We start from the raw sequence: 25,095 nt of genomic DNA, 5'->3' as shown, positions 1-25,095 counted from the left end.
CACCGACCCCCTCGCATTCAGGAGCCCCTGTGACCCTCACCTCCACGACCGACGCCTGGCGTCCGTCCGCGCACTTCACCGCCCGTGACACCTGGCTGAACGACCCCAACGGGCTGCTCTTCCACAACGGCGTCTACCACCTGTTCTTCCAGAACAACCCGACCGGCAGCACCTGGGGCAACATCTCGTGGGGGCACGCGACGTCGACCGACCTCGTGTCGTGGGAGGAGCAGCCGGTCGCGATCCCCGTCCTCGACGGCGAGATGGCCTTCTCGGGCAGCGCGGTCGCCGACGTCCGCAACACCGCGGGCTTCGCGGAACCGGGCGAGACCGCCCTCGTCGCGGTGTACACCGCCGCCCGCGCGCCGGGTGCCGACGGCACGGGAGCCTCGCAGGCGCAGGCGCTCGCCTTCAGCGTCGACGACGGGCGCACGTGGACGCGGTACGCCGGCAACCCGGTGCTCGACATCGGCTCGGCCGAGTTCCGCGACCCGAAGGTGTTCCGGTTCGGCGGCGACGACGGCCACTGGGTGATGGTGGCCGTCGAGGCGGTCGAGCGCCGCGTCGTCGTCTACACCTCGGACGACCTGAAGGAGTGGACCCGGCGCTCGCACTTCGGCCCCGCGCACGCCACCGGGGGTGTGTGGGAGTGCCCCGACCTGTTCCCCCTGCGCGTGCGCGGCACCGACGAGGTCCGCTGGCTGATGATCGTCAGCCTCAACCCGGGCGGGATCGCCGGCGGATCCGGCAGCCAGTACTTCGTCGGCGATTTCGACGGCGCGGAGTTCACGGCCGACCGGATCAGCGACTCCGCCGATCCCGCCGACTACGACTGGCTCGACTACGGCCGCGACTACTACGCCGCCGTCTCGTTCAACGACGCCCCCGATGACCGCCGCCTCACGATCGCGTGGGCCAGCAACTGGGACTACGCCGGCGACACTCCGACCACGCCCTGGCGCTCGTCGATGTCGCTCGTGCGCGAGATCGACCTCGTCGAGGGGGCCGACGGCCGCCTCGCCCTGGCGCAGCGCCCGATCCTGCCCGCTTCCTCCGCTCTGCGCGTCTTCGACGTCGACGTCTCGTGCCGGCCCGGGGACCGCACGGAGCTCCGCCTCCTCACCAACACCACGGACGAGGCGGTGATCCTCACGGTCGACGCCGACGAGGGCGTGCTCACCTGCGACCGCACCCGGAGCGGAGCGGTGGACTTCGCGCCGTCGTTCCCCTCGGTCGACTGGGCCCCGTTGCCTCCTCGCGGCGGCGCGGACCGCGTGTCGATCCGGATCGTCGTCGATGCGACGGTGCTCGAGGTGTTCGTCGGCGGCGGGCTGAGCACGCTGACGCAGCTGGTGTTCCCGTCGGCGCCGTTCACGACGCTGCAGGTGCGTGCGGCGGAGTGATCCGCGGGGCGGTCCGTGTCGTCCGTCGGGGCGACGCGGCACGCCGGAGCGAGCGGGCGCGGAACGGGCGCTGATCTCTCCCCGGTCCCCGATTCGCGCCCGGTCGCGGCGGCTACGCGTCACGAGTGGGCGCGGAACGGGCGGTCGGTGCGACTCAGGGACCGCTTCGCGTCCACGCGCGCCGCGTCACGCGTCCGAGTTGCCCGCCCAGCGGACGGTGCCCTCCGCCTCCTGCTTCGTGATGCGCGACACCGTCCCGCAGTTGTTGCACTCCAGGAGGTACCGCGACGACACCGTGACCAGCGGCACGAAGAAGAGCGACAGCTTCGTCCGGCTCCGGATCACCCGCTGCTCGTCGCGCACGCCGCAGACGCGGCAGACGAAGACGAGCACGCGCAGAACGTCCTCGATCGAGCGGGTTCCGAAGATCAGCAGCATCCGGCGACTCTACGGATGCACGGGCCGGCCGCCGAGGGGCTTGCGCGCCCTCCCGGGGGCGGTCGCCGCGTAGTGCTGCGCGAAGAGGACCGTGACGAGCGCGAGTTCGAGCAGGTCGCCTCCGTAGTACAGGATCTGCGCCGCCTGCCGCTCGACGTCGCTCGTGGCCTCGGCGTAGAGGGTCGTGCCGAGCAGAGCGTGCGCGGCGATGCTGCCGAGGACGACGCCCACGCGCAGGCCGAACGGCGCGCGGTGCGGCGCGGGGTCGACTCCGATCAGGGCGCCGGTCAGCAGGCAGCCGGAAGCGAGGAAGTGCACGCCGAGCAGAGCGTGGAGCAGCGGATCCGCGTGCGCGGCCTCGAGCAGGCCCGTCGCGTGCACGAGCCAGAGCGAGCCGGTCGAGAGCAGGACGGCGGGGATCGGGTGCGCGAGCACGCGGGCAGGGCGGCTCCGCAGCACGCGGGAGAGACGGCGGGCGGCGGTCACGTCGAGGGCGCGCAGGGCGAGCGTGACGGGCGCCGAGGTCGTGATCAGGAGGGGCGCCAGCAGGCCCAGCGCGAGGTGCGCGAGCATCGCGCCGCGCGGATCCGCGTGGGCCCACTGCGCGAACGGGCCGGTCAGCGAGGCGATCGCGACTCCGAGGCCGGCGAGCAGCAGGAGGAGCCGGCGCAGCGGCCAGGGGCGGCCGCGGCGGGACTCCGCGCGGCTCCCTCCGACGGCGAGCGCCGCCGCGACGACGAGCGGGAGGCTCAGCACGAGCCCGGGATCGAGCAGGGGGTGGACGTGCGGAGTCACGCTGTGCGCCGCCGCGCGCGCGCCGACAGCACGATCCCCGCGACGAGCAGGAGCGCGCCCGACGCGACCCACGCGATGTCGTAGGGCAGCAGGTCGACCTCGTACCGCACCTGGTGCACGCGGAGGAGCTTGTGGTCGACGACGCCGTCCCACAGCTGGAAGAGTCCCGCGCCGGTCAGTCCGCCCGCCACCGCGACGGGCACGCGGAGCGCCGAGCGGCGGCGCGCGTCGAGCAGCAGGAAGAACCCCGCGACCAGCGCGACGACCTCGACCGCGTGCAGCAGCCCGTCCGACAGCAGTCCGATCGCGGGGGTCGAGCGGTCGTAGAAGTGGTGCCAGCCGAGGATCTGATGGAAGACGATCTCGTCGACGGCGGCCATCAGCGCGACGCCGATCAGGAACCCGCCCTGGTAGGCGCGCTCGCGCACGAGCCGTTTCCGCGTCGTCGTCCCCACCCTCAGGAGCCAACGGGATGCGCCGCACCCGCGGGAGGGGCTTGACCGGATCCGCACAACGATCCGTCGCGAACGTCGGACCGCCGCCGGGGCGGCCGCTCGCGACGGATCGGGATGTGCGGGTGGATCGGGACGGGTCAGACGCCCGCGGGCTCGAGGACGCCCGCCTGCTCCTCGTCGAGCTCGCGGCGCACCGTGCGCTCGCCGTCGAGCTCGCGCGAGGAGCGCGGAGCGAGCAGACCGACGACGACGAAGGTCCCGAAGCCGATGGCTCCGGCGACGAGCGTGGCGTAGCCGTCGAAACCGGCTCCGATCAGGTCGTTCGGCACGTAGAGGATGTCGTTCGGCACTCCGTAGAGCGTCGGGGTGAGCGCCAGGAACACGATCCGCACGGCGAAGCCGACGCCCGCCGCGACGAGTGCGGCCGTCACTCCCGGGCGCTTCCAGAAGAGCCCGATGAGGAACGGCGCCGCGAGGCACGCGAGCATGAGGTCGAACGCGAGCGTCAGCAGGATGCCGGTCTGGCTCACCCGGATCGCGAGGAACGAGCCGAGGATCACGATCGGGATCATCGCGACACGGGTCCACTTCAGCAGCGGGTCGACCCCGGATCCGGTGTGGCGTCGGACCGAGAGGACGTTGCGCACGACGATCGCGGACGTGGCCAGGATCGCTCCGGACGCGGTCGAGAACGACGCCGCCACGACGCCCGAGAGCACCAGGATCGCGATCAGCGGCGGCGCGTAGTCGTCGAGGAGCGTGAACAGGACCGGTCCGTCGGCCGCCGAGATGCCGAGGACCGCGCTCGCGGTGAGCGCCACGATCGCGAAGATCGTGCCGATCGCGGCGGTCCCGGCCGCGGCGGCGTAGCACGCGCGGCGGGCGACCTCGGGCGACTTGGCGCCGAAGATGCGCTGCATGAAGTCGATGGCGACGAGGTCGCCGATGCCCAGAGCGACGAGGGTCGCCCAGTTCACCGGTGCCCCCATGGCCGGGTCGGTCAGCTGCTCGAAGTCGAACGGGCCCATCCCCTCGGGGATCACGATGCCGTAGGCGAGTGCGACCCAGACGAGCAGCGAGATCGCGGCGACGACCGTGATGACGGTCTGGATGGCGGCCGTGTAGGCGTCCGAGAAGAGCCCGCCGGCGATCGTGTAGGTCAGCACCAGGGCGACCGACAGGATCACTCCCCACGCGTAGGGGATGGCGGCGAAGCGCTCGAGGAGGAAACCGCAGGCGACCAGGTTGCCCGCGAGCAGGATCGTGAACGAGAGCACCATGATCACCGACGCGACGATCTCGGTGGTGCGGTCGTAGCGCATCCGGAAGAAGTCGGCGAGCGTGAAGAGCTTCATCGCGTTCATGGGCTTGGCGAGGAAGAGCCCCGTGATCAGGAGGCAGATCGCGAGTCCGATGGCGAGCGAGGCGCCGGCCCAGAAGCCGAACTGCGAGGTGAGGTCGGTGTTGCCGACAGTCGCGTTCGAGTCGACCGCAGCGGCGGTGAGGGAGACCGCGACGAGCGGGATGCCCAGACGGCGGCCGGCGACGAGGTAGTTGGCGCTGTCGCCGTCGATCTTGCGGGCGACCGCGATGCCGACGGCGAGGATCACCAGGACGGTGATCCCCACTCCGAGGATGATCATGCGTGCTCCAGGCTGCTCGTGGTGCGGCGGGTGTTTCTATCGGTTGATAGACACGGATCCTGCCGCGCCCGGAGGCGCCGATTTTTTCGAGCGTGCAACGATCGCGTTAACTCCGCCGCGCGGGGCGTCGCTCGACTGCTCAGGAATCGTCGTACTCGGCGCTCGACGACGACGACTTCGGAGGACTCGGCGGGCCGGTGCCTCAGGTCAGGTGCGCGAGCACGGCGGGGCCGGTGGCGAGTGCCTCCGCGACGGCCGCGCGGTCGAGGTCGAGCACGCGCAGCGCGGCGAGCGCCACCGCCTCGCCGTGGCGCTCGAGGTCGATCTCGGGGCGGCGGCGCTGCAGGATCACGTTCTCGACGAGGGCGAGCACGAGAGCGGCTCCGACCTCGACGTCCTCGGCTCCGCACGCCGCCACGAGGGTGCGGTAGGCGGTCTCGAGCTCGGAGCGCCGCTCGCGGAAGGCCGCGAACCGCTCGTCGCCCAGCTCGGGCAGCAGGTAGAGCGCGCCGACGTTGTGCTCGCCCGCCGAGAGCAGCCGCACGTCCGACACGCACAGCGCCCAGAGGCGCGCAGCAGGCGACTCGTCGCGCGCCAGCAGCTGGGCGGCGGCGTCGAGCGAGGGCTGGACGGTGCCGAGCAGCAGCTCGAGCAGCACCGCGTGCTTCCCGGGGAAGTGGTGGTACAGCGAGGCCTGCCGGATCCCGGCGGCGCCCGCGATGGCGTGCGTGCTCGTGCTGCCGAAGCCCTCGGTGCAGAAGAGCGCGGCACCGGCGGCGAGGATGTCGGCCCGGGTGCCGAGGCCGGTGAGCGACGCTCCGGAGGCGCGCGGCCGTCCGGTGGGTGCGCTGGCCATGCGCTCGACGGTAGCAGCGGGGCGGCGCCGGCCCTGCCCGGCTCCTCCGCGCTCCTCCAGAAGTCGCGGTGACCGCTCGCACTTCCCGCAACTTTTGGAGAAGCGGCGTGGCGGCCCTTCGGTGCTCCTCCAGAAGTTGCGGTAATCGCTCACACTTCCCGCAACTTCTGGAGAAGCGGCTCTCGGAGAAGCGGCGCCGGCGCCGCACGCGAAACACGATCGCAACACCGGGGTCACGCCCGCGACACCGGCGCGTGATCGACTTCCTGTCGAACGATAGAAAGCTCGGGACCGCCGGGCCGCGCGGAGCACGATCGAGAAAGGGCGCAGACCGATGAGCGCATCGACCACCTCCACCACCGCGGGGGCCCGCGCGCACGCCCGGGCCCAGGAGGGCACGCCCGCCGAGACCGGCCCGCTGCTGCCCGCGGGCCTGCACCCCGATCCGCCCGCGGGCACGACGCCGGAGGACTTGCGCTGGTCCGAGCGGATCGCCGGCGGCGGGTACGGCCACCGCGCCCTCGCCCGCGGCACCCACCTGTGCCTGACCGACGTCACCGGAGACGCCTGCGTCTCGCTCCTGCTCTACAGCGCGGTCGGCACGCACGAGCGCCTCAACGTCGCCGACACCGTGAAGGTGCAGTGGCAGGTCTACGCCGGAGCCGGTCAGCTGCTGCTGAGCGACCAGGGCCGCGTGCTCGCGAGCACGGTCTCGGACGACTCCGGGCACCACGACACGATCTACGGCACGAGCGCCCTCGCCCGCAACGTCGAGCGCTACGGCGACGGCTCCCCGCAGGGGCCCTCGCCCTCCGGTCGCGAGCTGCTGCTGCTCGGCGCCGCGAAGCAGGGGCTCGGCCGCGGCGATCTCGCGCCCAGCGTCTCCTACTTCCAGGGCGTGCGGATCCGCGCGGACGGCTCCCCCGAGTACCTCGGCAGCGCCGGACCGGGCCGTTCGGTCGTCCTCCGCCTCGAGATGCCGGCGATCGTCCTGCTGGCGAACACCGCGCATCCGCTCGACCCCCGGCCGGCCTACTCGTGCGGCCCGGTCGACGTGCTCGCCTGGCGCGGCGAGCCGGCCGGGCCCGACGATCCACTGCGCTCCGCGACTCCGGAGGGACGCCGCGCGTTCCTGAACACCGACGACTTCCTGCAGGCGAGGGGCATCGCATGAGCATCGACCACGGCACCGAGATCCACCGCGAGACCGTCGCCGCCCGTGCGCCCTGGTCGCGCCTGCTGCGAGCGGGCGAGGTCCTCGTGATCGTCGACGTCGACGGCAACCAGGCCGTCGACTTCCTCGCCTACGACGCCGTCGACCACACGGCCTACTCCGCCCCGGCCACGCTGCAGGCCCAGTCGAGCGTCTACCTGACAGCCGGCTCGGTGCTGCGCGACGCCGAGCACCGCCCGCTGCTCAGCGTGATCGCGACCGATGTCGAGCGCCACGACACTCTCGGCGGCGCCTGCTCGAAGGAGAGCAACACGCTCCGCTACGGCTTCCACACCTACTCGCAGCACGCCTGCGCCGAGAACTTCGTCGCCGAGCTCTCGCGCTACGGGATGGGCAAGCGCGACCAGGTGTCGAACGTCAACTGGTTCATGAACGTGCCCGTCGACCCCGACGGCGCTCTCGGCATCGTCGACGGCATCTCCTCCCCCGGTCTCAGCGTGACGCTGCGCGCCGAGCGCGACACCCTCGTGGTCGTCTCGAACTGCCCGCAGATCAACAACCCCTGCAACGGCTTCGACCCCTCGCGCGCCGAGATGATCGTCTTCGACGGAGTGGCCGCGCGATGACCTTCGACACGCTCCTCGTCGCCAACCGCGGCGAGATCGCGGTCCGGATCCTGCGGACGGCGAAGCGGATGGGCCTGCGCACCGTCGCGGTCCACTCCGACGCCGACCTCGGCGCCGCGCACGTCGCGCTCGCCGACGAGGCCGTGCGGATCGGTCCGGCCGCCGCGAGCGAGAGCTACCTGAGGATCGACCGGATCCTCGAGGCCGCGCGGGCGACCGGCGCCGGTGCGATCCATCCCGGCTACGGGTTCCTGAGCGAGAACGCCGAGTTCGCGCGCGCCTGCGAGGCCGCCGGGATCGTGTTCGTCGGTCCGACCCCCGAGCAGCTCGAGATCTTCGGCGCGAAGCACACCGCCCGCGACGCGGCCGAGCGCGCCGGGGTGCCGATGCTCGCCGGCACCGGGCTGCTCGACGACGCCGACCACGCCGCCGCCGAGGCCGAGCGGATCGGCTACCCCGTGATGCTCAAGGCGACGGCGGGAGGCGGCGGCATCGGCATGCGAGCCTGCCGCGACGAGTCCGAGTTGCGCACCGCGTGGCGCGAGGTGCGGCGTCTCGCCGAGGCCGGCTTCTCCTCGGCCGGTGTGTTCCTCGAGCGGCTCGTCGAGCGGGCCCGCCACGTCGAGGTGCAGGTGTTCGGAGACGGCGACGGCCGCGTGCTCACCCTCGGCGACCGCGACTGCTCGCTCCAGCGCCGCAACCAGAAGGTGATCGAGGAGAGTCCTGCCCCCGATCTTCCCGACTCCGTGCGCACGGGCATCGCGGAGGCGTCGGCGCGGCTCTGCGCCGACGCGGGCTACCGCAGCGCCGGTACCGTCGAGTACATCTACGACCCGGTGCGGCAGGAGGCGGCGTTCCTCGAGGTCAACACGCGCCTGCAGGTCGAGCACCCCGTCACCGAGGCGCGCTACGGGATCGACCTGGTCGAGTGGATGCTGCGACTCGCGCAGGGCGAGACGGCGTTCCTCGACGCGCTTCCCGAACCTTCCGGAGCGGCGGTCGAGGCGCGCGTCTACGCCGAGAACCCCGACCTGGGCAACGCGCCGAGCTCGGGCACGGTCACGGCCCTCGAGTACCCGGCGGGCGCGCGGATCGACGGCTGGATCCGCCCCGGCAGCGAGGTCTCGACGGCGTACGACCCGCTCCTGGCGAAGGTGATCGTGCACGCCGAGGACCGCGCTGCGGCCTGGGCGGCGCTCGGCGAGGCGCTCGAGGGCACCCGGGTCGACGGGATCGCGACGAACACCGGCCTCCTGCGCGCGATCGCCGTCGAGCCCGCCGTCCTCGCAGCGGAGCACTCGACCGCGACGCTCGACGGGATCCGCGACGCGACTCCGCGGCTCGAAGTGCTCAAGGGCGGCATGCTCACCACGGTGCAGGACCTGCCCGGGCGCCTCGGCTACTGGCCGGTCGGCATCCCGCCGTCGGGGCCGATGGACCCGCTGTCGTTCCGGCTCGGCAACGAGGCGCTCGGCAACCCCGCCGCGGCGCCCGGACTCGAGATGACGATGAGCGGGCCGACGCTCCGCTTCCACAGCGCCACGCGGATCGTGCTGACCGGCGCCCCCGCGCCCGCGACGCTCGACGGAGCACCGGTCGCGGCCTGGGAGCCGATCGAGGTGCCCGCGGGCGGCGTGCTCGCCGTCGGCACGGCCGAGCGCGGCATGCGGATGTACCTCCTGGTCGAGGGCGGCCTCGACGTGCCGCTGATCCTCGGATCGGCGAGCACCTTCGACCTCGGCGCGATCGGCGGACACGCCGGACGCGCCCTCGCGCCGGGCGACGTCCTCGGGATCCGGACTCCGGCGGCACCGCAGCCCGTCGCTCCGGTGCCGTCGGCCGAACGCCCGGAGTTCCCGAAGGCGTGGACGATCGCGGCCCTCGAGGGCCCGCACGCCGCTCCGGAGTTCTTCACCGAGGACGACATGGCCGTCTTCTACGCCACCGACTGGGACGTGCACTTCAACTCCGCGCGCACCGGCGTCCGCCTCGTCGGTCCGAAGCCGCGCTGGGCCCGCTCCGACGGCGGAGAGGCGGGACTGCACCCCTCCAACATCCACGACACCCCCTACGCGGTCGGCGCGGTCGACTACACCGGCGACCTGCCGATCCTGCTGGGCCCCGACGGTCCGAGCCTGGGCGGCTTCACCTGCCCCGCGACGGTCTCGACCGGGCACCTCTGGCGGCTCGGTCAGCTCCGTCCGGGCGACACCGTGCGGTTCGTGCCGGTCACCTCGGCGCAGGCCACGGCGCTCCTGGACGCGCCGCTGGACATGCCCTCCGCAGGACGGGCACCGGTCGAGGACCAGGGCGTCCTGCACCGACTGCCGGCCCGCGACGGCGCACCCTCGGTCGTGCTGCGGCGCAGCGGAGACGCGAACCTGCTCGTCGAGGTCGGCGAGATGAGCCTCGAGATCGCCTCCCGCATGCGGGTGCACGCGATCGCCGAGACGCTCGAGGCCGCCGGCCTGCCGGGCGTGATCGAGCTGACCCCGGGCATCCGCTCGCTGCAGGTCCACTTCGATCCGCGCACCACGAGCACCGAGGCCGTCGCGCAGGCGGTCCTCGCGGCCGAGGCGGTGCTGCCGGCGACCGCGGACCTGCGGGTCGCGAGCCGCACCGTGCACCTGCCGCTGGCGTGGGACGACCCGTCGACGCGCGAGGCGATCCGCCGCTACATGGCCGGGGTCCGTGACGACGCTCCGTGGTGCCCGTGGAACATCGAGTTCATCCGCCGCATCAACGGCCTCGACAGCGTCGACGACGTGTACCGGACGGTGTTCGAGGCCGAGTACCTGGTGCTGGGGCTCGGCGACGTCTACCTCGGCGCGCCGGTCGCGACTCCGCTCGACCCCCGGCACCGCCTGGTGACCACGAAGTACAACCCGGCGCGCACCTGGACCCCGCAGAACGCGGTCGGCATCGGCGGCGCCTACCTCTGCATCTACGGGATGGAGGGCCCCGGCGGGTACCAGTTCGTCGGCCGCACGGTGCCGATCTGGTCCACGCACCACCAGGCCGGGGCCTTCGAGGACGGAGTGCCGTGGCTGCTGCGCTTCTTCGACCGCATCCGCTGGTATCCGGTGGAGCCGGAGGAGCTGCTCGAGCTGCGCGCCGAGATGGCCGCGGGACGCCTGCCGCTGCGGATCGAGGACGGCGAGTTCTCGCTTGCCGAGTACGAGGAGTTCCTCGCGGAGAACGCGTCGGAAATCGCGGAGTTCCGCGCGGGCCAGGCCTCGGCGTTCGGTGCCGAGCGCGACGCGTGGCGGGCGTCGGGCGAGTTCGACCGCGAGGACGCGGTGCCGGCTCCGGTCGACGGACCGGCGGTCGTCGTGCCCGAGGGCTGCGAGGCCGTGGAGGCGCCGTTCGTCGCGACGGTGTTCCGGCTCGACGTGGCGGTCGGCGATCTCGTCGAGGCCGGTCAGACGCTCGTCGCACTCGAGGCGATGAAGATGGAGGCGCCCGTCACCGCGCCGACGGCCGGCCGCGTGGTCGAGGTCGTCGCCGAGGTGGGCGTCCAGGTGACGGCGGGCACGGTGCTCGTCGTGCTCGAACCGCTGATCGAGGAGGAGGCGGCATGATCCGGGACACCGCGGCGCACGTCGCCGAGCGCTACGAGCGGCTGCGGTCGCGACCCGAGGCGTTCATCGCGCTGCGACCCGAGGCCGACGTGGTGGCCGAGCTGGCAGCGGTCGATCCGGCGCTGCCGCTCGCCGGGCTGCTCTTCGCGGTGAAGGGCAACATCGACGTGGCGGGACTGCCGACGACCGCGGCGTGCCCGGCCTTCGCCTTCGAGCCCGTCGAGGACGCGACGACGGTGGCGCGGCTGCGCGCGGCCGGAGCGGTCGTCCTCGGCTCCACCAATCTCGACCAGTTCGCGACCGGGCTCGTCGGCAGCCGCTCCCCCTACGGGGCGGTGCGGCACGCGGTCGACGAGACGCGCATCTCCGGAGGCTCGTCCTCGGGCTCCTCCGTCGCGGTCGCGCTGGGTGCGGCCGACTTCGCGCTCGGAACCGACACCGCGGGCTCCGGACGCGTGCCCGCCGCGTTCCACGGGCTCGTGGGGCTGAAGCCGACGAAGGGCTGGGTGAGCACGGCGGGTGTCGTGCCGGCCTGCCGGAGCCTGGACGTCGTGACGGTGATGGCGGCCGACCCCGCCGTCGCACGGCGGGCACTCGACGTGATGGCGGGGCCGGACGCGCGCGACCCGCTCAGCCGCTCCGGATCCACGGCTCCGGTCGCCGGGACCCCGCGGATCGGCGTGCCGCTGCCGGGGCAGGTCGGCGAACTGGCCCCCGGCTGGGCCGAGGCCTTCGACGCGGAGGTCGCGCGCTGGGTCGCGACGGGGGCCGAGGTGGTCCCCCTGGACATCGAGGTGTTCCTCGAGACCGCTCGGATGCTCTACGACGGCGCGTTCGTCGCCGAGCGCTACGCCGCCGTCGGCGCCTTCGTCGACGCGCACCCCGACGAGGTCGACCCGACCGTGGGCCGCATCATCGGCGCGGCGCGAGAGCTGCCGGCGTGGAAGCTCTTCCAGGACCAGGAGCGCCTGGACCGGGCCCGCGTCGTCTCGGACGAGGTCTTCGAGCGGATCGACGCCCTGCTGCTGCCGACGACGGTCGAGCATCCGACGCTCGCAGCCGTGGCCGCAGATCCGATCGGCGTCAACTCGCGCCTCGGCCGCTTCACGAACTTCGCCAACCTGCTCGATCTGGCGGCCGTGGCCTACCCCGCCGGCGTCGTCGACGGGCTCCCGTTCGGCGTCCAGCTCATCGGCCCCGCCTTCTCCGACCACCGACTCGCCGACCTCGTCTGGAACCGCTCATGACCGTCCTCCTCGCCGTCGCCGGCGCCCACCTCGGCGGGCAGCCGCTGAACGCGCAGCTCACCGATCGGGGCGCCGAGCTCGTCTCGACGACCACGACGAGCGCCGACTACCGGCTGGTCGCCCTCGCGACGACACCGCCGAAGCCCGGAGTGGTGCGGGTCGCCGACGGCTCGGCCCTCGAGGTGGAGGTGTGGCGGCTGGACGACGCAGCGTTCGGCTCGTTCGTCGCCGCGCTGCCGCAGCCGATGGCGATCGGGAAGGTGACGCTGGCCGACGGGACGCTCGTGAGCGGGTTCCTGGTCGAGCCGATCGCGGTCGAGGGCGCCGAGGACATCACCCGCTTCGGCGGGTGGCGCTCGTACCTCGCGTCGCTCTGAGCGCCGTCCGGTCGGCGCGGCATCGGCGGTCAGTGGCGACGTCGGGAGGTGTGGCAGGAGCTCCCTCGTGACGGTCGCGACCCCGCGTCCCTGCGAGAATCCGTCGCATGACGGAACGATCGGACTCGCGCGGCGATCCCTTCACCATGGCGACTCTGGCGGCGGGTCTGGGTGTCGCCGGTCTCCTCGTGACCGCGCTGTGGTGCGCTGCGGTCTACCTGATCGGCGACCGCGTCAACGGGGCGCTCCTCCTCCTGGCCTGGTTCGTCGATCTGCTCGCGCTCGTCTTCGGCCTCCTGGTGATCGGGGTGAGCTCTGGCCGAGCCTGGGTAGGCGTGAAGCGGGGAATCGTCGCGCTCCTCCCCACTGTCGCGCTCGTGTTCTCGCCCCTGCTCGTGGCTGCTGCGGCTCTCCTCCTCCAGCCGTCCGCGTGAGTGCGACCGTCGCCCGGTCGGTCGCTGCTCGTCCTGGACCCTTCCGTCCCGCGGCGTGCCTCCGCTGATCGGTCACGAACGGCCGGCGGAGAGCGCGCGAGCCGGCCGTTCTCGACGGATCGGCGCCCGGGGAGGGCCGCGCACCGCGCATCGGCCCTACCGCACCCCGCCCGGGTCGGGCACGGTGGACCGCGTGACCGAGATCCTCCGCCTCGCCGCCTTCCCCGCGACCCCCGACGGCGGCAACCCCGCCGGCGTCGTGCTCGACGCGACCGCCCTCGACGACGCCGCGATGCAGGGCATCGCCGCCGACGTCGGCTACGCCGAGACCGCCTTCGCGATCGAGCGCACCGGGCTGCGGCGGTTCCGGATGCGCTACTTCTCTCCGGTCGCCGAGGTGCCGTTCTGCGGCCACGCCACCATCGCCACGGCGGTCGCCCTGGCCGAGCGCGACGGAGCCGGGGCGTTCGTCTTCGACACCCCCGTCGGCGAGGTCGCGATCGGGACGCGCGTCGAGGGCGGCGCCGTGCTCGCCTCGTTCACGAGCGTCGAGCCGCGCGTCGTCCCGCTGCCGGACGCCGACATCGACGCGATCCTGAGGCTCCTGGGCCTGGATCGGGCGGCGCTGGATGCGCGGTTCGCGCCGGCGGAGGCGTTCGCCGGCAACCGGCATCCGATCCTGGTGCTCGAGGACGCCGCGGTCTTCGACGGGTTCTCGTTCGAGCCGGCGGCGATGCGCGGGCTGATGGACGCACGCGGCTGGAGCGGGACGGTCACGATCGCGCGGGCCCTGCCCGACGGAGGGTTCGAGACGCGCAACCTGTTCCCCGTCGGCACCCTCTCTGAGGACCCCGCCACCGGCTCCGCGGCCGCCGCGCTCGGCGGCTGGCTGCGCGCGATCGGCGCGGTCGCGCCTCCCACCCGCGTCGTCGTGCACCAGGGCCGCCACGTCGGTCGGCCGAGCGTGCTGCTCGTCGACGTCCCCGCCTCGGGAGGGATCACGATGAGCGGGAGCGCGCACGCGATCGAGGCGCCGCCCGCTCGCTGAGGCGCCGCCCGGAGCGGGCGCCCCGGCCCTAGGGTGAGCGGCACGCCGAACCCGCGGCGCCCCTCGAGGAAGGCCCCGCCGTGGTCCCCGACATCAATCCCTGGGCCGTCGCCCTCGCCACCCTCTCGACGATGATCGTCGGCTCGGTCTGGTACACCCCGAAGGTCTTCGGCACGCTCTGGATGCGCCTCACCGGCATCACCGACGAGAGCATGCGCTCGCGCAGTGCGGTCGTGCCGATCCTGGTGACCCTGGTCGTCAGCCTCGTCACCGCGCTGGTGCTGGCCGGCTGCGTCGACATCGCGCACGCCTTCTACGGCGGAAGCTGGTTCGCGAACTCCCTGGTCACCGGCCTGTTCCTCTTCGTCGGCTTCACCGCGGCCCGGATGATCACCCACGACGCCTTCGAGGGCCGCCCCGCGAAGCTCACGATCCTCAACGTCACCCACGAGCTCGTGACGATCCTGGTGATGTCGGTGATCATCGGCTTGCTGCCGGCATGACCGGCCTGCGCTCAGCTGCCCGGAACGGCTGCCGACACGCCGCGAGAGCGCGCCTTCCCGGGCGACTCGGCGCGCAGGCCGGAGTGGCGACCGCGCTGGTGCTCGCGCTGGCAGGCTGTGCGCCCGGCCTCTCGGCGTCCTCGACCGAGGCGTGCAACGCTCATGCGGGCTGGGTGAGCGGAGGGGCGCTCGAGGAACGGCGCGAGCGCATCGTCGAGACCGTCGCCGAGCTGCTGACGGGCGAGGATCCGGCCGAGCTCCGGAGCGCGTCGGCCGCGATGACGGCGGCGCTCGGATCCGGTGACGAGGCCGGCTTCACCGCCGCGTCGGCCGCCTTCGCGGACGCCTGCCGCGAGAACGGGTGGGAGCCCGTCGAGGGCTGACGCCGACGGCCCGACGTCCGGGGACGTGGATCTCGATACGCGCCTGCGGCGCTCCTCGACAGCAAGGGGTGCCGCTGCGCGGCCACTCACCAGCGACGCGGCGGACGCGCGGCTGCTCGACCAGCAGGTATTCGCACCCGAGCCCGTGAGGAGGCGGCGGCCCCCCGCCCCTGCTGATCGAGTAGGCCGCGCAGCGGCCGTATCGAGATCCCCCCACCGATCCCCGCCAGCGCCGGAGGGGGGGGCGGATCGCCGGCAGACGAACTGCCAGGCTCGGGGCATGAGCACCCCCAGCGATCTGCTCGCCGTCCTCGTCGACGCCGACAACGTCCCTCCGTCCCGCATCGGGGCCGTCCTCGCGGAGGTCGCCCGCTTCGGCACGGCCTCGGTGAAGAGGGTCTACGGCGACTGGACGAGCACGCAGCTCACCAGCTGGAAGACCGCGGCGAGCGAGCACGTCATCCAGCCCATGCAGCAGTTCGCGCACACCAAGGGCAAGAACTCGACGGACAGCGCGCTCATCATCGACGCGATGGACCTGCTCTACACGGGGAGGTTCCAGGGCTTCTGCATCGTCTCCTCGGACAGCGACTTCACCCGGCTCGCGTCCCGGATCCGAGAGCAGGGCATCACCGTCTACGGATTCGGCGAGCGCAAGACGCCGACGTCCTTCCGCAACGCGTGCGACCAGTTCACCTACCTCGACGTCCTCGAGGTCATGGTCGGCGAGTCCGCACCCACCGCTCCGGCGCCGGAACGACCGGCGCCGTCCTCGCCCCAGGACGATCCGCGTCTCATCGAGGGGCTTCGGAACAGCGTCAGCACCGCATCGTCCGAAGACGGTTGGGCGAGCCTCGCGGCCGTGGGGCAGCTCCTGCGCAAATGGCGATCGGACTTCGACTCCCGCAACTGGGGCTACGCGAAGCTGTCGGAGCTCGTCCGCGCGACAGGGCAGTTCACGGTCGAGTCGACGGCGACCGGGCACCGCGTCCGCACGGGAGTCTCCTCCCCGGCACGATCCCGTCGCGGGACGTCAGGACGCGGCACCGACGCCTGATCTCCTCTGCCCCATCGAACCCACTGACCACGAGACGTCCCCGTGCCGTGCCTGCCCCCTGCTGATCAGGCAGGCCGCGCACCGGTCCACCCGAGATCAGCCCCTCTGCGTCGGAGGCACTGGATAGCATGGCCGGAGGGCGAGAGGAGGCACGATGACGATCACCGAGACGCGTGCGTCGCACGTCGAAGCAGCCGTTCACAGCGCCGAGATCGAGGGGCTGACCGTTTCCGACGAGACTCTCGCGGATGCCGATCGCTACGTCGCAGGGCAGATCGATTCGACCGAGCTGGTCGATCGGGTCCGAGCCCGCTATGGCCTCTCCCGACTTCGTCGACCCGTACCTGATACCGGGCACGTCGGTTCTCCGGAATTTCATCGGCGCGGGCAGCGACGCCATCCTCGCTCGCGCTGAAGCGGATCTCTCCTTCGCGCGGGCCCTGCAACTCATCGACGCCCCGGTTCCTCCGACGAACGATCTGGCCGAGCTGCGCGCTATCCACCGCCACCTCTTCCAGGATGTGTACGACTGGGCTGGACAGCTCCGCATCGTGGATGTCAGGAAGAACGTGCCCGGGGCCGGGTACTTCCTGCCCTGGGGCCTCATCGAACGGGCCGCGCGGACCTCGTTCGCCGAGCTGGTCGACGACGGCCTCCTCGTAGGACTGAGCCGTCCGGTCTTCGTCGAGAGGCTCGCGTACCACTACGAGAAGATTAATTACCTCCATCCCTTCAGGGAGGGGAACGGTCGCACTCAGCGGATCTTCTCGAACCGAGTGGCTCTGCGCGCGGGCTGGCAGCTCGACTGGCGCCCCGTCCACGGTGAGGAGAACCATGCCGCGGCGCGCGCAGGCTCCGACCAGTCGGACCTCGGTCCTCTCATCCGCATGTTCGACAAGGTCGTGACGGCGCCGGACCCGGACGATGAGCCCGACTGGTCGATCAGCGAGATCCAGCGACTCTCGATCGCACCGCCCGAGACGAGCTGACCGGTCGGCGCGGACGCCGATGGTCGACTCGTCCGAGAGGACGGGCACCCAGGAGTCCTCCGTCACAAACGATCAGCGAGCGGTCGTCCGTGCCACGATGACCGGATGAGCGAGTTCACGGTGCTGGGAATCGTCGCCGCGAACTCGACCCCGCAACCCGATCTGACCCTCGATGGACGTCCAGTGGGTGCCTTCGCGGGCGACGCGGATCCGCCGAACCCACTGGACATCTACTCGGCGCCGTGGGCCGAGTGGCCCGCCTTCCTCCTCTCGCTCCTGGGCGAAGAGCCGTCGGTCGAGGGGTCCATGCTGCCCGGACGCATCGCCGTGGCGTGCTGTGCGTCGTGCGGCGATGCGAGCTGTGGAATTCTCTACGGCGCCCAGCTCGTGCGGAGCGAGCGGACCGTCCAGTGGAGGAACGCGCAGTGGGAGGTGGAGACCGACCGGCCACTGCCTCCTCCCTCCACCTCGCTCGCCCGCCTGGCTCGGCGGGCCGGGTTCGGTGCGACGCACGAGTTCGCGGGCTGGAAGCCCGGCATCGGTCGGGTCCGGACCGTGACCTTCGACCGGGAGCAGTACGACGCCGTCATCCGCGAGGCCCTTCGCGCACTCCCGAACTCCCCTGCACCCTGACGACGAGACGTCCCCGTGCCGTCGAGACGTCCCGCTGCTGCGGGCTGTCTCGACGGTTCGAGGACGTCTCGCGGGGGCACACCTCGAGACGCCGCTCCGCGGCTGCTCGACCAGCTGAGGCTCGACTGTCGAGGGCCCTGCCTGCTGATCGGATTAGGCAGCGTAGCGGCCGTATCGAGATCCCTCCTACTTCTTCCGGCGCGAGTCCTTCGGCACCGTCCGGATGCCGGTGGTGCCCGTCACCTGGTTCACGCCGGTGGTGTCGATGTCGGTCGGGCGCTCGCCCGGGCGGTAGGCGGTGTCGACCGCCGACTGCACCGACTCGTCGACGACCGTCGCCGCGGCGATCGCCCGCTCCATCCGGCTCTGGCGCGAGCGGAGGTAGAGGCCGAGCGCGATGATGACGATCAGCGCGAGGTACGCGAAGGCCGCGAACGGACGGGTGACCAGCGCGGTCAGGTCGCCCTGCGAGAGCTGCAGCGCGCGGCGCAGCTGCGCCTCCGCCATCGGGCCCAGGATCAGCCCGATCACCAGCGGCGCCACCGGGTAGCCGAAGCGGCGGAGGAAGTAGCCCACCACTCCGACGACCAGCAGGATCACGATGTCGACCGTCGAGAAGTTGACGGCGTACGCGCCCAGCACCGCGAAGGTCAGGATGCCCGCGTAGAGGTACGGACGCGGGATCTGCAGCAGCTTCACCCACATGCCCACCAGCGGCAGGTTGAGCACCAGAAGCATCACGTTGCCGATGTAGAGGCTCGCGATCAGCGCCCAGACGAGTCCCGGCTGGTTGGTGAACAGCTGCGGTCCGGGCTGGATGCCGTAGCTCTGGAACGCCGAGAGGATGATCGCGGCGGTCGCGGTCGTCGGCAGCCCCAGGGTCAGCAACGGCACGAGCACGCCCGCCGCCGCCGCGTTGTTCGCCGACTCCGGACCGGCCACGCCCTCGATCGCCCCGCGGCCGAACTCGTGCTTGTGCTTCGAGAGCTTGCGCTCGGTCGCGTACGACAGGAACGTCGCCACATCCGCGCCGCCGGCCGGGATCGTGCCGATCGGGAAGCCGATCGCGGTGCCGCGCAGCCACGGCTTCCACGAGCGCTTCCAGTCGTCGCGGGTCATCCAGCTGCGCCATCCACGGGTCACGGGGATCACCTGGATGCCGCCGTGACGCATCCGGGACGCCACGTAGAGCGTCTCGCCGACCGCGAAGAGGCCGACCGCCACGAGCACCACGTCGATCCCGTCGGCCAGCGGCAGCAGGCCGAACGTGTAGCGCTGCTGGCCCGAGAGGATCTCGGTGCCGACCAGGCCCACGAAGAGGCCGAGGCCCAGCGAGCTGAGGCCGCGCCAGACGGAGGAGCCCAGCAGGGCGCCCACGGTGATGAAGGCGATGACCATCAGGGCCACGTAGTCGGCGGGAGCGAGGTTCACGGCCCAGGCCGCGATGGTCGGGGCGAGGAGGGTCAGCAGCACGGTGGCGACGGTGCCGGCCACGAACGAGCCGAGGGCCGCGGTCGCGAGGGCCGCGGCTCCGCGCCCCATCTTCGCCATCTTGTTGCCCTCGAGCGCGGTGACGATCGAGGCCGACTCCCCCGGCGTGTTCAGCAGGATGCTCGTGGTCGAGCCGCCGTACATGCCGCCGTAGTAGATGCCGGCGAAGGTGATCAGCGCCGCGGTGGGGTCGAGCGTGTAGGTCAGGGGCAGCAGCAGCGCCACCGTCATGGCCGGGCCGATGCCGGGCAGCACGCCGACGGCGGTGCCGACCAGCACGCCCAGGAACGCGAAGACCAGGTACTCGGGCTGCGCGGCGATCGCGAAGCCCTCGAGCAGTGCCGAGATGTTGTCCACGTCAGCCTCCGATCGCGTCGAGGAGGGGCTGCAGCCAGCCCAGGAGCGGACCCAGCGGCAGCGAGAGCCCGAGCAGACCGCCGAAGACGATCTGCACGACCAGGCCCAGTGCCAGGCCGACGAGGATCGCGACCCACCACTTCTTCGCGCCCAGCGACCACGCGACTCCGCCGAAGAGCACGGCCGCGGCGAGCGCCCAGCCGATCAGGTCGACGAGGACGATGTGCGCGATGACGAAGGCGACGAGCTTGCCCAGGGTGACCCAGTCGGTCTTCGCCGAGGAGTCGATGTCCTCGCCCTCCTCCTGCGGGCCGAGGCGGCCGCGGAGGACGTCGATCAGCACCATGACCGCCGAGAAGGTGAGGATGCCGCTGACCAGGAACGGGAAGACCCGCGGGCCGACCTGCGAGCCGGCGCCGGGAGCGCGGATCGAGAACGCGCCGACGAAGACGAAGATCCCGAGGGCGACGGCGAGCACCGCGAAGATCAGCTCGCCGACCAGGCGGCCCCGGTCGGCGCGGGCCGCGTCCGTCCCCGGGGCCACCGGAGGAGCGGAGGTCGACATCAGTCGACCAGCCCGATGTTCTTCAGCGTGGCGCCGACCTCGGTGATGTCGGACTCGAGGAAGTCGCCGAACTCGTCGCCGGTGAGGAACGCGTCGGTCCAGCCGCGGGTCGCGAGCTCCTCGGTCCACGCCTCGGTGCCGTGCAGCTCGGTGACGAGGTCCGTGAGGGCCGCGGTCTCCTCCTCCGTGATGTCGGAGGGGGCGAGCACGCCGCGCCAGTTGGTGAGGGTCACGTCGTAGCCGGCCTCGGTCATGGTCTCGACGTCCGGCAGCGACTCGACGGGCTCGGCCGACGAGACGGCGAGGGCGCGCATGGTGCCCGCCTCGATGTGCTCGAGGAACTCGCCCACGCCCGAGATGCCGGCGCCCACGTTGTTGCCGAGGATCAGCGAGACGGCCTCGCCGCCGCCCGAGTTCGGGATGTAGTTGAGCTTCTCGGCGATCTCGTCGCCCGAGAGGCCGGCCGACTCGAGCAGCAGGCCCGCGAGGATGTGATCGGCGCCGCCCGCGGAGCCGCCGGTGACGGTGACCTCCTGGCCCTTGTCGACGATGTCGTCGGCGAGGTCCTCGAGGGTCTCGTACTCGGAGTCGGCCGGCACGACGATGACGAGCGACTCCTCGGTGAGGCGGGCGATCGGAGTGGTGTCCTCCATCCGCACGTCGGCGGCGTTGGTCTCGACCGCGCCGACCATGACGAGGCCGGTGACCATCAGGGTGTTCGGGTCCTTCTCGTTGGCGAGGGAGGCGAGGCCGACGGTGCCGCCCGCGCCGCCGACGTTGGTGACGGGGGCCGAGCCGACGAGCTCCTCCGCGGTCAGCAGCTGCGACATGGCGCGGCCGGTCTGGTCCCAGCCGCCGCCCGGGTCGGCGGGGACGATGATCTGGAGCGACTCGACGGCGCCGCCGGCGGCGGACTCCGAAGCGGTCTCGGTGCCTCCGGACGAGCAGGCGGTGAGGGCGAGGGTCGAGGCGGCGAGCACGACGAGGAAGGGCTTGGATCGCATGGTTCTTTCTCTCCTTTGAGAACTCCCGAGTGCGAGATCGGGGTGATGCGCCGCTGCGGCGCGCGAGTCAGAACCTAATGAGAGCGGCGCGGCGGCCGCGGCTTCGGAAACTAAGTGCGGGCTTTCGTAACTATTGGTCGGCGGCCGGTCGGTCTCGATCCGGTCCCGGAGCGACGTGGCGGCACCCGTGGCGCGACATGATGGGCGGGTGGTTCGGGCAATGTCGCTTCGAGTACAGCTCCTGCTGCTGCAGGCGCTGATCGTCGCTGTCGCCGTCGTCGCAACCGGCCTCGTCGCCGGATCGCTGCAGGAGCGCTCGCTGCGCTCCTCCTACCTCGACCGCATGACCGGGGTCGCGCGCTCGGTCGCGAACCTGCCCGCGATCACCGAGGCCTTCGACGACGAGGACCCCTCGATCGTGATCCAGCCGATCGCCGAGGTGATCCGGGAGGCGTCCGACGTCACCTACGTGGTCGTCACCGACCGCGCAGGCGTGCGGTTCTCGCACCCCGACACCGAGCGGATCGGCGAGCGCGTCTCGACCGATCCCTCCGTGCCGCTGGCCGGGCAGACCTTCGTCGGCACGCAGACCGGCACGCTCGGCGAGTCGTGGCGGGTGAAGGTGCCGGTGTTCGGCTCCGACGGGGAGGTGATCGGCACGGCCTCGGTCGGGATCCTCGAGTCGGCGCTGCGGAAGGACTTCCTCGGCCACCTGAGCTGGCTGCTCTGGGCGATGGCGGGCGCGGCCGTGCTCGGGATCTTCGGGGCGGCCTGGGTCACCGCGATCATCCGCCGCCGCATCTTCCGCCTCGAGCCGGAGGAGATCGCGTCGCTCGTGACGCAGCAGGAGACGATGCTGCACCGGCTCTCGGAGGGCGTGGTGACGGTCGACGCGGCAGGGCGGATCGTGCTGGTCAACGACGCGGCGACGGCTCTGCTGGGCTGGTCGCCGGATCCGACGCAGCCTCCTCCGCTGGCGAGGGACGTGCTCGAGCCGTCGCTGCTCGAGGTGCTCGAGGCGGGCGAGCGCGAGGGACGGCTGGTCCTCGCGGGCGAGCGGATCCTGATCGCGCGCGGCACCGGCACGCGCCGCGGCGAGCGCACGGTCGGCGCGACCCTCCTGCTCCGCGACCACACCGAGCTGCACCAGCTGATGCAGGACACCGACGGCGCGCAGTCGCTCGCCGCGGGCCTGCGCGCCCAGGCCCACGAGTTCGCGAACACCATGCACGTCGTCTCGGGGCTGCTCGAGCTCGACTGCGTCGACGAGGCGCGCGCGTTCATCGCGCGGCTCGGCAGCGGAGGCCCGCTCGGAGTCGGCGGGGCGATCGCACCCGAGATGCTGATGGAGGATCCGGAGCTCACGGCGCTGCTCATGGTCAAGAGCGCCCACGCGCGCGAGCTGCGGATCGACCTCGCCGTCTCCGCGACTCCCGACGCCGAGGCCCTCGCCGGACGCCTGCCCTCGACCCTGCGTGACGACGTCGTCACCGTGGTCGGCAACCTCGTCGACAACGCGCTCGAGGCCTGCTCGGCCGGGCACCGCGTGCGCGTGCAGTTCTCGATCGACCGCGAGGACCTCGTGATCGAGGTCGACGACGACGGAGCGGGGATTCCGCCGGAGCACCGCGAGCAGGTGTTCGAGGAGGGCGTGTCGTCCAAGGGCGGCCCCGACTCCGGGCAGCGGGTGCACGGGCGCGGCATCGGGCTGGCTCTCGTGCGCCGGGTGGCGCAGCGCAACCGCGGCACGGTCACGGCGGGGGCGTCGGAGTGGGGAGGGGCGCGCCTCACCGCGCGCCTGCACCTGCCGCCGGTCGCGGCCGTGCAGGTGGTGCGGTGACCGGCCCGCTGTCGGTCGTCATCGTCGACGACGACTCCGCCATCGCCGCCCTGCACGAGCGGTTCGTCGCCGCGCACCCCGGGTTCGAGGTGCGGGAGGTGGCGGGCGACGGACCGTCCGCGGTCGCCGCGATCCAGGCGCACCAGCCCGACGTGGTGCTGCTCGACTTCCACCTGCCCGGGTTCTCGGGGCTCGACGTGCTGCGGGCGGTGCGGGCGACCGCCGGGCCGCAGCCGGACTTCATCGCGGTGACGGCGGTGCGCGACGTGGAGAGCGTGCGCGCGGCGCGGGCGGCGGGGGTGCACCACTACCTGGTGAAGCCGTTCAGCGCGACGGCGCTGCGGAACCGGCTGGACGAGGTGGCGCACGACCGCCGGCTGTTCGAGGGGGCGGCGGGGCTGCACCAGGACGAGATCGACGTGCTGTTCACCTCGGGCGCGCGGGCGCAGGCGCTGCCGAAGGGGCTGAGCACCGAGACGCTCGCGTCGGTGCTGGGCGCGCTGCGACCGGATGCGGACGCGTCGGCGACCGAGGTCAGCGTGGCGGTCGGCATCTCGAGGGTCAGCGCGCGGCGGTACCTCGAGCACCTGGTGGCGTCGGGCCGCGCGGCGCGGACGCTCCGCTACTCGACGGGGCGGCCCTCGAGCGTGTACACGCTGGTGGAGTGACGCCCCCCCTGCTGGTCGAGTAGCGCCGAAGGGGCGTATCGAGACCCACGACTCCCGGACACGCGGATCTCGATACGCCGCTGCGCGGCTACTCGATCAGCGAGTGGGCGCGAACCGGGCGCGGTGCCTCAGCCAGGGGCCGGCTCGCGACCACTCGACACGCCGGCTCACGCCGAGTAGACCCGGAACGGGGCCTGCGAGGCCGGCAGGCACCGTTCAGTGGCCACTCGCGGCCTCCGTGCTGGTCGAGTGGCGCCGCAGGCGCGGCCTCAGCTGATCGAGTAGCGCCGCAGGCGCGTATCGAGACCCGCCACTCCCCGGACACGCGGATCTCGATACGCCGCTGCGCGGCTACTCGATCAGCAAAGCCCCCCACCCTGCTGGTCGAGTAGCGCCGCAGGCGCGTATCGAGACCCGCCGACTCCCGCAGACGCGGATCTCGATACGCCCGCTCCGCGGCTACTCGATCGGCGAGGAGGCCCCGGGCACCGTCGAGCCGCGGACCAGCAGCTCCGTCGGCATGATCGTCACGCGCTCGACCGTCTCGCCGGCGAGCAGGCGCACCAGCACCTCCGCCATCGCCGAGCCGAGCTCGGTCGAGGGCTGGCGCATCGTCGTGATGGGCGGATCCGCGGCCTGCGCGAAGTAGTCGCCGTCGAAGCCCGCGAGGGCGACGTCGCCGGGAACCGACAGTCCGCGCTCGCGCAGCGCGGCGAGCGCGCCCGCCGCCATCTGGTCGTTGGAGGCGAACACCGCGTCGATCGGGCGGCCGGAGTCGAGCAGGCGGTGCATCGCCGCGGCTCCGTCGGCCGGCGAGTAGTCGCCGATCTCGACGCGGGAGTCGTCGAGTCCGGCCTCGCGGACCGCGTCGCGCCAGCCGAGCAGCCGGTCGACGGCGGCGGGCATGTCCTGGCGGCTCGCGATCATGGCCGGCTCGCGGCGGCCGAGGCCGAGGAGGTGCTCGGTGATCTCGCGGGCCGACGCGATGTTGTCGACGTCGACGAAGTAGCTGCCCTGCTCCTCGGCGCTGAGCGGCCGACCGCCGAACACCACCGGGAGGCTCGTGCCGAGCCGGGCGTAGGAGTGGTCGCCGCTGTGGTGCGAGACGACGAGCGCCCCGTCGACGTTGCCGCCGAGGAGGTAGCGGCGGGTCTTCTCGGGCGCCGCCTCCGAGGCGATGACGATGTTGAGCGTGTACTCGGTGTCGGCGAGGCGGAGCGCCGCCCCCTGCACCACCGACGCGAAGAACGGATCCGAGAACACCTTCGCGGTCGACTCCGGCACCACGAGCGCGATGACCTCGGTCTTGCGGCTCGCGAGCGAGCGGGCCGCGCGGTTCGGCACGTAGCCGAGCTCCTCGATCGCCTTGCGCACGGCCTGGGCCGCGTCGTCCTTCACCCGGGGCGAGTTGTTGACGACGCGGCTGACCGTGGAGCGCGAGACTCCTGCGAGGGCGGCGACCTCTTCGAGCGTCGGCGCGGCCGAGGCGGTGTCGTGACTCATAACGGGCCTCTCGGATCAGTGATCC

General features: G+C 72.4%; 25 protein-coding genes. 16 read left to right on the top strand and 9 right to left on the bottom strand.

From position 1 onward, the window contains the following. The first annotated feature begins 29 nt into the window (after positions 1 to 29). On the top strand, positions 30 to 1,403 hold the full coding sequence (locus C1I63_RS05265) for a glycoside hydrolase family 32 protein (RefSeq protein ID WP_107574036.1): 1,374 nt from the start codon (positions 30 to 32) through the stop codon (positions 1,401 to 1,403). Between the two features lie 186 nt (positions 1,404 to 1,589). Here C1I63_RS05265 and C1I63_RS05260 read toward each other — a convergent pair whose 3' ends face one another. From C1I63_RS05260 to C1I63_RS05240, 5 genes are all read right to left on the bottom strand, one after another. Next, positions 1,590 to 1,841, bottom strand: coding sequence for a zinc-ribbon domain-containing protein (locus C1I63_RS05260; protein ID WP_107574035.1), 252 nt, complete (start codon positions 1,839 to 1,841; stop codon positions 1,590 to 1,592). A gap of 9 nt (positions 1,842 to 1,850) precedes the next feature. Then, on the bottom strand, positions 1,851 to 2,636 hold the full coding sequence (locus tag C1I63_RS05255) for a cytochrome c oxidase assembly protein (RefSeq protein ID WP_170116318.1): 786 nt from the start codon (positions 2,634 to 2,636) through the stop codon (positions 1,851 to 1,853). After that, positions 2,633 to 3,091: a DUF2243 domain-containing protein gene (locus C1I63_RS05250; protein WP_107574033.1), complete on the bottom strand. Its 459-nt coding sequence runs from the start codon at positions 3,089 to 3,091 to the stop codon at positions 2,633 to 2,635. Before C1I63_RS05250 ends, C1I63_RS05255 begins: the two co-directional genes overlap by 4 nt. A 137-nt stretch (positions 3,092 to 3,228) precedes the next feature. Continuing rightward, on the bottom strand, positions 3,229 to 4,734 hold the full coding sequence (locus C1I63_RS05245; protein WP_107574032.1) for a high affinity choline transporter 1: 1,506 nt from the start codon (positions 4,732 to 4,734) through the stop codon (positions 3,229 to 3,231). Positions 4,735 to 4,936: 202 nt separating this feature from the next. After that, complete coding sequence (locus C1I63_RS05240) at positions 4,937 to 5,590, bottom strand: TetR/AcrR family transcriptional regulator (RefSeq protein ID WP_107574031.1); 654 nt, start codon at positions 5,588 to 5,590, stop codon at positions 4,937 to 4,939. 334 nt (positions 5,591 to 5,924) lie between these two features. Between C1I63_RS05240 and C1I63_RS05235 the strand changes: the two genes are divergently transcribed. The 13 genes from C1I63_RS05235 to C1I63_RS05180 all read left to right on the top strand — a co-directional run bounded on the left by C1I63_RS05235 (position 5,925) and on the right by C1I63_RS05180 (position 17,642). Continuing rightward, the gene (locus C1I63_RS05235; RefSeq protein ID WP_107574030.1) at positions 5,925 to 6,764 is read left to right on the top strand and encodes an urea amidolyase associated protein UAAP1; all 840 of its coding nucleotides are present in this window, start codon (positions 5,925 to 5,927) and stop codon (positions 6,762 to 6,764) included. Further along, positions 6,761 to 7,390 carry an urea amidolyase associated protein UAAP2 gene (locus C1I63_RS05230; RefSeq protein ID WP_107574029.1) on the top strand — a complete coding sequence of 210 codons (630 nt, stop codon included), beginning with the start codon at positions 6,761 to 6,763 and terminating at the stop codon, positions 7,388 to 7,390. The genes C1I63_RS05235 and C1I63_RS05230 overlap by 4 nt, the downstream gene beginning before the upstream one ends. Then, positions 7,387 to 10,971: an urea carboxylase gene (gene uca / locus C1I63_RS05225; protein ID WP_107574028.1), complete on the top strand. Its 3,585-nt coding sequence runs from the start codon at positions 7,387 to 7,389 to the stop codon at positions 10,969 to 10,971. The genes C1I63_RS05230 and uca overlap by 4 nt, the downstream gene beginning before the upstream one ends. Beyond that, positions 10,968 to 12,218: an allophanate hydrolase gene (gene atzF, locus C1I63_RS05220; RefSeq protein WP_211315572.1), complete on the top strand. Its 1,251-nt coding sequence runs from the start codon at positions 10,968 to 10,970 to the stop codon at positions 12,216 to 12,218. Before uca ends, atzF begins: the two co-directional genes overlap by 4 nt. After that, the gene (locus C1I63_RS19925) at positions 12,215 to 12,595 is read left to right on the top strand and encodes an allophanate hydrolase-related protein (protein WP_211315571.1); all 381 of its coding nucleotides are present in this window, start codon (positions 12,215 to 12,217) and stop codon (positions 12,593 to 12,595) included. Before atzF ends, C1I63_RS19925 begins: the two co-directional genes overlap by 4 nt. A gap of 107 nt (positions 12,596 to 12,702) precedes the next feature. Continuing rightward, positions 12,703 to 13,029: a hypothetical protein gene (locus C1I63_RS05215; RefSeq protein WP_107574027.1), complete on the top strand. Its 327-nt coding sequence runs from the start codon at positions 12,703 to 12,705 to the stop codon at positions 13,027 to 13,029. A gap of 193 nt (positions 13,030 to 13,222) precedes the next feature. Further along, positions 13,223 to 14,077, top strand: coding sequence for a PhzF family phenazine biosynthesis protein (locus C1I63_RS05210; RefSeq protein ID WP_107574026.1), 855 nt, complete (start codon positions 13,223 to 13,225; stop codon positions 14,075 to 14,077). 80 nt (positions 14,078 to 14,157) lie between these two features. Then, positions 14,158 to 14,580, top strand: coding sequence for a DUF1761 domain-containing protein (locus C1I63_RS05205; protein WP_107574025.1), 423 nt, complete (start codon positions 14,158 to 14,160; stop codon positions 14,578 to 14,580). 83 nt (positions 14,581 to 14,663) lie between these two features. Further along, positions 14,664 to 14,963, top strand: coding sequence for a hypothetical protein (locus tag C1I63_RS05200; RefSeq protein ID WP_107574024.1), 300 nt, complete (start codon positions 14,664 to 14,666; stop codon positions 14,961 to 14,963). A gap of 280 nt (positions 14,964 to 15,243) precedes the next feature. After that, entirely contained in the window at positions 15,244 to 16,020 is a 777-nt protein-coding gene (locus tag C1I63_RS05195; RefSeq protein WP_107574023.1) for an NYN domain-containing protein, read from the top strand. Positions 16,021 to 16,174: 154 nt separating this feature from the next. Beyond that, positions 16,175 to 16,435, top strand: coding sequence for an antitoxin VbhA family protein (locus C1I63_RS05190; RefSeq protein WP_107574022.1), 261 nt, complete (start codon positions 16,175 to 16,177; stop codon positions 16,433 to 16,435). Continuing rightward, a complete protein-coding gene (locus tag C1I63_RS05185) occupies positions 16,335 to 17,009 on the top strand; it encodes a Fic/DOC family protein (RefSeq protein WP_107574021.1) in 675 nt (224 codons plus the stop codon). Before C1I63_RS05190 ends, C1I63_RS05185 begins: the two co-directional genes overlap by 101 nt. A 105-nt stretch (positions 17,010 to 17,114) precedes the next feature. Continuing rightward, positions 17,115 to 17,642: a hypothetical protein gene (locus C1I63_RS05180; RefSeq protein ID WP_107574020.1), complete on the top strand. Its 528-nt coding sequence runs from the start codon at positions 17,115 to 17,117 to the stop codon at positions 17,640 to 17,642. Between the two features lie 186 nt (positions 17,643 to 17,828). On the opposite strand, the gene C1I63_RS05175 is transcribed toward C1I63_RS05180, so the two are convergent. Genes C1I63_RS05175 through C1I63_RS05165 form a run of 3 tightly spaced genes read right to left on the bottom strand, consistent with a single transcriptional unit; the run spans position 17,829 to position 21,059 of the window. Beyond that, a complete protein-coding gene (locus tag C1I63_RS05175) occupies positions 17,829 to 19,490 on the bottom strand; it encodes a tripartite tricarboxylate transporter permease (protein ID WP_107574019.1) in 1,662 nt (553 codons plus the stop codon). Position 19,491: 1 nt separating this feature from the next. Continuing rightward, entirely contained in the window at positions 19,492 to 20,034 is a 543-nt protein-coding gene (locus tag C1I63_RS05170; RefSeq protein WP_244906986.1) for a tripartite tricarboxylate transporter TctB family protein, read from the bottom strand. Between the two features lie 20 nt (positions 20,035 to 20,054). Beyond that, positions 20,055 to 21,059, bottom strand: coding sequence for a Bug family tripartite tricarboxylate transporter substrate binding protein (locus tag C1I63_RS05165; protein ID WP_107574017.1), 1,005 nt, complete (start codon positions 21,057 to 21,059; stop codon positions 20,055 to 20,057). A gap of 220 nt (positions 21,060 to 21,279) precedes the next feature. Between C1I63_RS05165 and C1I63_RS05160 the strand changes: the two genes are divergently transcribed. Both C1I63_RS05160 and C1I63_RS05155 read left to right on the top strand, forming a co-directional pair. Continuing rightward, positions 21,280 to 22,899 carry an ATP-binding protein gene (locus tag C1I63_RS05160; protein ID WP_107574016.1) on the top strand — a complete coding sequence of 540 codons (1,620 nt, stop codon included), beginning with the start codon at positions 21,280 to 21,282 and terminating at the stop codon, positions 22,897 to 22,899. Further along, positions 22,896 to 23,567 carry a response regulator gene (locus C1I63_RS05155; protein WP_200919763.1) on the top strand — a complete coding sequence of 224 codons (672 nt, stop codon included), beginning with the start codon at positions 22,896 to 22,898 and terminating at the stop codon, positions 23,565 to 23,567. Before C1I63_RS05160 ends, C1I63_RS05155 begins: the two co-directional genes overlap by 4 nt. A 459-nt stretch (positions 23,568 to 24,026) precedes the next feature. On the opposite strand, the gene C1I63_RS05150 is transcribed toward C1I63_RS05155, so the two are convergent. Next, positions 24,027 to 25,070, bottom strand: a complete 1,044-nt coding sequence (locus tag C1I63_RS05150) for a LacI family DNA-binding transcriptional regulator (RefSeq protein WP_055784729.1) — start codon at positions 25,068 to 25,070, stop codon at positions 24,027 to 24,029. Positions 25,071 to 25,095 lie beyond the last annotated feature (25 nt).

It is taken from the genome of Rathayibacter caricis DSM 15933 (genome assembly GCF_003044275.1).
In the GTDB taxonomy this organism is placed as follows: Bacteria; Actinomycetota; Actinomycetes; order Actinomycetales; family Microbacteriaceae; genus Rathayibacter; species Rathayibacter caricis.
Note: the sequence above shows the minus strand (reverse complement) of the source record. Positions and strands in the feature narration are given on the sequence as shown.